This is a genomic window from Crossiella sp. NPDC003009 (assembly GCF_053591555.1).
This window is the reverse complement of record NZ_JBSFUA010000044.1, coordinates 64,471-71,219: the sequence shown is the minus strand read 5'-3', so window position 1 is coordinate 71,219 and position 6,749 is coordinate 64,471. Positions and strand designations below refer to the sequence as shown.

Here is a 6,749-nt window from a genome sequence, read left to right as displayed (position 1 = left end):
GCGGCGGTTGCTGTGAGCGTCTGCTCGGCGGGATGCGGTGCGCGGTCTCCAGGCCGTACGGAGAAGACGAGAGGCCCTCTTCGTGGGTTTTCACCGCCGGCCCGCCCCGTCCGAGTGGTCTTCCTTCCCGCTGTGCTGCTCGCACCCCGCCTTGCCCGCCCTTCCAGCAGGATTGCTCCGTCCATGATCACCATTGGAAGGAGTGCCCGTGCGGGGCCGCCGTCTTCTAGCCACCTTCCTCGCCACCCTGCTCGCCAACCTCACCCTGCTGCTGGGTGCCGCCTCCCCGGCGCTGGCCACGGCGCCGCTGGCCTGTGCCGGTTCGTACCTGCCCAATGACAACCGCCTTGGCCCGGAAACGCTGCCCCGGACCGCCCAGCACCCGGTCGGACGGCTGGTCGCCGGTTACCAGCGCTTCGGCGGGCTGGATGCCAACGGGTTCCTTGCCAAGTACTGGGACGGCATCGCCAACGGCTGGAGGCACCCGCCGCAGGACGGGTTCCTGCTGGGGCCCGACGACTCGCCGATCAAGCGGGAGCACCGGCTGCTCCCCGGTTACGAGCTGGACCGCTTCGGCAGCGAGAGCGGACAGTCGCTGGAGTTGATCGGGGCGCACTACAGCCAGCGGTCGTTGCCGCCGCAGAGCCTCTACACCTTCGATCCCGCCCACCGATGCAACTACCACACCTACCGAGTGGTCAAGGAGTTCCGGGTGTGGAAGGGGCTGGTCGCGCCCTGGTTCGAGCAGCGTGGGCGAGGGGTGCGGATCAAGCTGGACCGTGCGCTGTTGCCGGGGGAGGGGCGACTCAACGTGGCCTGGCTGCTCGCCAACGGCTACCTCGTTCGCAGCTGAACGGTCGATCCGGAGAAGGTCTAGACCACGTTAGGCTGGTCGGCATGACGTTGCTGGAGGTCATCGCGCTGGACGCCCGGGATGCCGAGGCCGCGCAGGCTGGCGGTGCGGATCGGCTGGAGCTGGTCTCCGGCATGGACTCCGGCGGGCTGACGCCCAGCGCCGGCACGGTGCGCTCGGTGCTCGCGGCGACCGATCTGCCGGTGCGGGTGATGTTGCGGGACGCGGCGGGGTACGCGGCCGCCGACCTGGATCGGCTGCGGCGGGATGCGGCTGAGCTGCGGGCCGTGGGCGCGACGGAGTTCGTGCTCGGGTTCCTGGATGGCGACAGCACCGTTGACCTCGCGGCCTGCCGGGCGTTGCTCGGTGAGCTGGACGGGGCGGCCTGGACCTTTCACCGGGCGCTGGACAACTCCGTGGATCCGGTGGCCGCCTGGGAGGTGGTCGCGGGGCTGGGGTGCGACACGGTACTCGCGGCGGGATCCCCCGCGGGGGTCGGCGAGGGGCTGCCGGTGTTGCGCAAGCTCGCGGACCGGCAGGCGGCGGACGGGCTGGCGGTGCTGGTCGGCGGTGGGCTGAAGCAGCAGCACGTGCCGGAGTTGCTGGCGGCCGGGATCAGCGGGTTCCACGTCGGCGGACCCGCTCGGGCCGGGGGCTGGGACACACCGGTGGACCCGGACGCGGTCGCCGGGTGGCGGCGGGTGGTCGACGGCTGACCCGCTGCCGGGAGAACTGCCACGCGCGCCCGTGGGACGGACTCGTCCCGCGGGCGCGCTGTCGTTTCCTCGGGCGCTCCTGCTAATTGGGATGGTCTAGACCCTTGTTCGAGCCTGTTTCGCCCCATACCATCGCCAGCATCCCGTTGCTTCATGCGAAATGTCCATTGCGCAGTATGCAACAACGCCAGGTGTGGAGGTCTCGATGACGATCAGACGGCTCGCGGCAGTGGCCGCGCTGGTCGGGCTCGCCACGGTCGGCTGCGCCCCGGTGCAGTCCGGTCCGAGCAACTCGGCCAACGACGCCAAGGACGGCACGTTGCGCGTCTGGCTCTTCGACGAGGTCAACCGGGCGCCCAAGGAAGCGGTGGTCAACGAGGCCATCAAGGAGTTCACCGCCGCCCACGCCGGTGTCACCGTCGACGTGCAGTACATCCAGGTCAACAGTAGGGCCGAGCGCTTCAAGGCGGCCTTCAGCGACGCCAAGAGCGCGCCGGACGTGGCCGAGTTCGGCAACACCGACCTGGCCAACTACGTGGCCGCCGGTGGGTTCGCCGACCTCTCCGGCGACCTGTCCGGCTGGTCGGAGGCGGCCGACTTCGCGCCCAAGATCCTGGACACCGGCAAGGTGGAGGGCAAGACCTACGGCCTGCCCTGGTTCGTCGGCGTGCGCGCGCTGTACTACCGCACCGACGTCTTCACCGAGCTGGGCCTGCAACCGCCCAAGACCCTCGCCGAGCTGGCCCCGCTGGCGCGGCAGATCCGCAAGGCCAAGCCCGAGCTGTACGGCATCTCCGTCGGCGGCAAGTACACCTACGGCATGCTGCCCTTCGTCTGGTCCGCCGGTGGCGACCTGGCCAAGGCCGAGGGCGGCAAGTTCACCGCCGCGGTGGACAGCGCGCAGAGCCGCGCCGGGCTGGGCCGCTACGCCGAGCTGATCAGCGAGGACATCTGCCCGCCGTCGGCGTGCGCGCCCAACGGCGGCGACGCCAGCGTGCAGGCCTTCGTCTCCGGCAAGGCCGCGATGACCATCGGCGGTGACTTCAACCGCAAGGCGGTGGAGGCCGGTGCGGTGAAGGGCAAGTTCGCCGTGGTGCCGCTGCCGGGGGAGACCGCGGGCTCGATCGCGCCCGCCTTCGCCGGCGGCAACCTACTCGGCATCACCCGTTCCACCGAGCGCCGCACCCTGGCCAAGGAGTTCCTGCAGGTGCTGGCGGGCAAGAAGTACCAGCGCAAGATGTACGCCGCGATGGGCAACCTGCCCACCTTCACCGACGTGCAGCGCGAGGTCTCCGGCAGCGACGAGTTCACCAAGCCGTTCATCGCCACCCTGGAGGCAGGCACCCGCTTCGTCCCGGTCACCCCGGCCTGGGCCAAGATCGACGCGCAGACCGTGCTGCCCAACATGATCCAGCAGGTGGTCACCAAGGCGAAGACCGTGGACGAGGCCACCGCCGAGGCGGCCAAGCTGATGAACACGGCCTTCACTTCGTGAGCCAAGGCACCCTGACCCCGGTGACGGCAGCCGCGCCGCCACCGGGGGCCCCGGGGAAACCGTTGCGGCGCGGGAAAAAACGGGACGGCCGGGCCGCGATCGGCTACCTGCTGCCCACCCTGCTGGTGCTGGGCGGACTGCTCGGCTACCCGATCTACCAGCTGATCGTGATCTCGCTGTTCGACTACGGCCAGGAGCAGGCCAGCGGCGGTGCGCCACTGGAGTTCCTCGGCCTCGGCAACTACCAGGCGCTGCTGGGCGATCCGCAGTTCTGGCAGGTGCTGCTGCAGACCGTGCTGTTCGCCGCGTTCTGCGTGGTGGCCACGCTGCTGGTCGGCGCCGCGCTGGCGCTGCTGGCCACCAGGGTGCGCGCGGTGCCCAGGATGATCCTGTTCCTGGCCGCGATCGGCGCCTGGTCCACGCCCGCGGTGGCCGGGTCCACGGTCTGGCTGTTCCTCTTCGACACCGACTTCGGGCTGGTCAACGAGATCCTCACCGGCGTCGGCCTGGACGGGTTCGCCAGCTACTCCTGGACCTTCGACAAGTACGTGGCCTTCGGCCTGGTCGCCGCCCAGGTGGTCTGGTGCTCGTTCCCGTTCGTCATGGTCACCCTCTACGCCGGGATCAAGGCGATCCCCGGCGAGGTGCTGGAGGCCGCGGCGCTGGACGGCGCGTCCACCGTGCGCACCATGACCAGCGTGATCCTGCCGCTGCTGCGGCCGCTGCTGATCATCGTGACCATCCAGTCGATCATCTGGGACTTCAAGCTGTTCACCCAGATCTACGTGATGACCGGCGGCGGTGGCGTGGCCGGGCAGAACCTGGTGCTCAACGTCTACGCCTACCAGAAAGCCTTCGCCGCCAGCGAGTACGGCCTCGGCTCGGCGATCGGCGTGGTGATGACCGTGCTGCTGCTCGGCGTCATCGTGCTCTACCTGCGCGCGCTGCGCAGGAGCGGGGAGGAGCTGTGAAACGACCCGGCCGCACGGTGGCCGAGATCGTCACCGTGCTGATCGCGCTGGTGGTGGCCTTCCCGCTGTACTGGATGGTGCTCTCCGCGCTCAAGCCGGCCAGCGAGGTGCTCTCCACCGCGCCGCGACCGTGGACCTTCGCGCCCAGCCTGGAGAGCTTCACCAAGGTCCTCACCGTGGAGAACTTCGGCCGCTACTTCCTCAACAGCGTGGTGGTCGCGCTGGTGGTGGTGGTCGTGGCGCTGCTCTGCTCCTTCCTGGCCGCCACCGCGCTGACCCGGTTCCGGTTCAAGGGCCGCACCACGATGCTGGTGATGCTGCTCATCGCGCAGCTGGTGCCGGTGGAGGCGCTGACCGTGCCGCTGTTCTTCCTGATGCGCCAGGTCGGCGACGTGGCCCCGGCCTTCGGGCTCAACCAGCTCGGCTCGCTGATGCTGGTGCACCTGGCCTTCGGCCTGCCGTTCGCGATCTGGATGCTGCGCGGGTTCGTGGCCGCGGTGCCGGTGGAGCTGGAGGAGGCGGCCACCCTGGACGGCGCCAGCCGGTTCCGCTTCACCTGGCAGGTGCTCTTTCCTTTGGTGGCACCGGGTCTGGTCGCGACCAGCGTGCTGTCGTTCATCCACGCCTGGAACGACTTCCTCTTCGCCAAGACCTTCATCATCTCCGCCGAGGAGAACCAGACCCTGCCGCTGGCCATCCTCACCTTCTTCAAGCCGGACCAGAACGACTGGGGTGCGATCATGGCGGGCTCCACCCTCATGACCATCCCGGTGCTGATCTTCTTCATCTTCGTGCAACGACGTCTCGTCTCCGGCCTGGCCGGGGCGGTGAAGGGATGAGCATGACCCCGTCCTTCGACGTGCTGCTGCCCCGCCCGCACTCCACCGTCCGTGCCGCCGGCGAGTTCGAGCTGCGCCCGGGCACCGCGATCCTGGCTGACCCGGCGCTCGCGGTCGCGGCGAGCTGGCTGCGGCAGAACCTCAGCGCGGCAACGGGTTTCCCGCTCGACTCGGCCGAGGCGGGTGGTCCGGAGATCCGGTTCGGCCTGGACGGCGGACTGGGCGAGGAGGAGTACGTCCTCACCATCACCGGGACCGCGGCGGACGTGCGCGCCGGTTCCCTGGCCGGCGCGCGGCACGCGGCTCAGACCCTGCGCCAGCTGTTCGGCCCAGCCGCCTTCCGCCGCTCCGCTGTCCACAAAGGACAGTGGTTGCTGCCCTGCGGTCAGGTGCGGGACCGGCCCCGCTTTGCCTGGCGCGGCTGTTTACTCGACGTGGCAAGGCATTTCCTGCCCAAGGACGGCGTGCTGCGCTTCCTGGACCTGCTCGCCGCGCACAAATTCTCCGTGCTGCACCTGCACCTCACCGATGACCAGGGCTGGCGGATGGAGATCGAGCGCTACCCGAAGCTGACCGAGGTCGGCGCCTGGCGGGAGCGTTCCGGTGTCGGGCCGTGGCAGCGCGGCAACTACGACGCCCGCCCGCACGGCGGCTTCTACACCAAGGACGACCTGCGCGAGATCGTCGGCTACGCGGCCGGTCTGGGCATCACGGTGGTCCCGGAGATCGACGTGCCCGGCCACACCCAGGCGGCCATCGCGGCCTACCCCGAGCTGGGCAACCTGGACCAGCCGATCGGGGTGTGGACCCGCTGGGGCATCAACGACAACGTGCTCAACGTCCGGGATGAGACGGTCCAGTTCTTCCGGCACGTGCTCGACGAGGTGGTCGAGGTCTTCCCGAGCCAGGTGATCGGCATCGGCGGCGACGAGGTACCGCTGGTGCAGTGGCGGCGCGATCCGCTGGCCCAGCGCCGCATCGCCGAGCTGGGCCTGGCCGACGAGGCCGGTCTGCACGGCTGGTTCCTGCGCCAGCTGGCCGAACACCTCGCGGGCCACGGCCGCACGGCGTTCGGCTGGGACGAGATCATGGAGGTCGGCGAGCTGCCGACCGGCCTGGTGGTGGCCTCCTGGCGGGGCGAGGAAGCCGGCGCCACGGCGGCCAAGGCCGGGCACGACGTGGTGATGTGCCCGGAACAGAAGGTGTACCTGGACCACCGGCAGTCCGAGCACCCGGACGAGCCGATCCCGGTCGGGTTCGTGCGCACGGTCACCGATGTCTACGGCTACGAGCCGGTCCCGGCCGGCCTGGACCCGGACGCGGCCGCGCACGTGCTCGGCGCGCAGGCCCAGCTGTGGACCGAGCACCTGGACTCGCCCCGGCGACTGGACTACGCGGCCTTCCCCAGGTTGGCCGCGTTCGCCGAAGTGGTGTGGAGCCCCGCATCCCGCGACGAACCGGGGTTCCTGCACCGCCTCACCGAGCACCACCTGCCCCGGCTGGACGCGCTGGGCGTGGAGTACCGCCCCCTCGACGGCCCCCTGCCCTGGCAGCGCAGACCGGACGTGCAGGGCTGGCCGAGGTGAGGGCGGCTCAGGCCTCTTCCGGCATGATCAGCCAGCAGATGAGGTAGATGATCGCGCCGGTGCCGAAGCCGAGCAGGGTGGCGGCCACCAGCACGATGCGGATGATCGCCGCGTCGATGCCCAGCAGCTTGCCGATCCCGCCGCAGACCCCGGCCAGCATCTTGTCGGTCCGGCTGCGGCGCAGCTTCTTCACGGGCTGTCCGGTCTCGGGGTAAGTCGTGTTCTCGTACATGCCACAAGTTTTGACCGCGGGCGGCTCCGGCGGATCAGGGTGACCCCGGAGCCCGCC

The 6,749-nt window shown here is 70.1% G+C and carries 7 protein-coding genes; 6 read left to right on the top strand and 1 reads right to left on the bottom strand.

Going from position 1 to position 6,749, the window contains the following annotated elements:
- Nucleotides 1-208: 208 nt before the first annotated feature.
- The 6 genes from ACWDY5_RS33015 (at nucleotide 209) to ACWDY5_RS32990 (ending at nucleotide 6,460) form a co-directional block, all read left to right on the top strand.
- Entirely contained in the window at nucleotides 209-853 is a 645-nt protein-coding gene (locus tag ACWDY5_RS33015; RefSeq protein WP_449726052.1) for a TNT domain-containing protein, read from the top strand.
- A 44-nt stretch (nucleotides 854-897) separates the two neighbouring features.
- Nucleotides 898-1,569, top strand: coding sequence for a copper homeostasis protein CutC (locus tag ACWDY5_RS33010; RefSeq protein WP_449726051.1), 672 nt, complete (start codon nucleotides 898-900; stop codon nucleotides 1,567-1,569).
- A gap of 205 nt (nucleotides 1,570-1,774) precedes the next feature.
- On the top strand, nucleotides 1,775-3,064 hold the full coding sequence (locus ACWDY5_RS33005; RefSeq protein WP_449726050.1) for an extracellular solute-binding protein: 1,290 nt from the start codon (nucleotides 1,775-1,777) through the stop codon (nucleotides 3,062-3,064).
- 62 nt (nucleotides 3,065-3,126) lie between these two features.
- A complete protein-coding gene (locus ACWDY5_RS33000) occupies nucleotides 3,127-4,035 on the top strand; it encodes a carbohydrate ABC transporter permease (protein WP_449726056.1) in 909 nt (302 codons plus the stop codon).
- Nucleotides 4,032-4,874, top strand: a complete 843-nt coding sequence (locus ACWDY5_RS32995; protein ID WP_449726049.1) for a carbohydrate ABC transporter permease — start codon at nucleotides 4,032-4,034, stop codon at nucleotides 4,872-4,874. Before ACWDY5_RS33000 ends, ACWDY5_RS32995 begins: the two co-directional genes overlap by 4 nt.
- Nucleotides 4,871-6,460 carry a beta-N-acetylhexosaminidase gene (locus ACWDY5_RS32990; RefSeq protein ID WP_449726048.1) on the top strand — a complete coding sequence of 530 codons (1,590 nt, stop codon included), beginning with the start codon at nucleotides 4,871-4,873 and terminating at the stop codon, nucleotides 6,458-6,460. The genes ACWDY5_RS32995 and ACWDY5_RS32990 overlap by 4 nt, the downstream gene beginning before the upstream one ends.
- A 7-nt stretch (nucleotides 6,461-6,467) precedes the next feature.
- Here the strand turns inward: ACWDY5_RS32990 and ACWDY5_RS32985 are convergent, their stop codons facing one another.
- On the bottom strand, nucleotides 6,468-6,692 hold the full coding sequence (locus ACWDY5_RS32985) for a PspC domain-containing protein (RefSeq protein ID WP_449726047.1): 225 nt from the start codon (nucleotides 6,690-6,692) through the stop codon (nucleotides 6,468-6,470).
- Nucleotides 6,693-6,749: the final 57 nt, after the last annotated feature.

Excerpts from the sequence above, each read along its gene's own strand:
- ACWDY5_RS32985 (WP_449726047.1), bottom strand. The coding sequence starts at position 6,692 with ATGTACGAGAACACGACTTACCCCGAGACCGGACAGCCCGTGAAGAAG.
- ACWDY5_RS32990 (WP_449726048.1), top strand. The coding sequence starts at position 4,871 with ATGAGCATGACCCCGTCCTTCGACGTGCTGCTGCCCCGCCCGCACTCC.
- ACWDY5_RS33010 (WP_449726051.1), top strand. The coding sequence starts at position 898 with ATGACGTTGCTGGAGGTCATCGCGCTGGACGCCCGGGATGCCGAGGCC.
- ACWDY5_RS33005 (WP_449726050.1), top strand. The coding sequence starts at position 1,775 with ATGACGATCAGACGGCTCGCGGCAGTGGCCGCGCTGGTCGGGCTCGCC.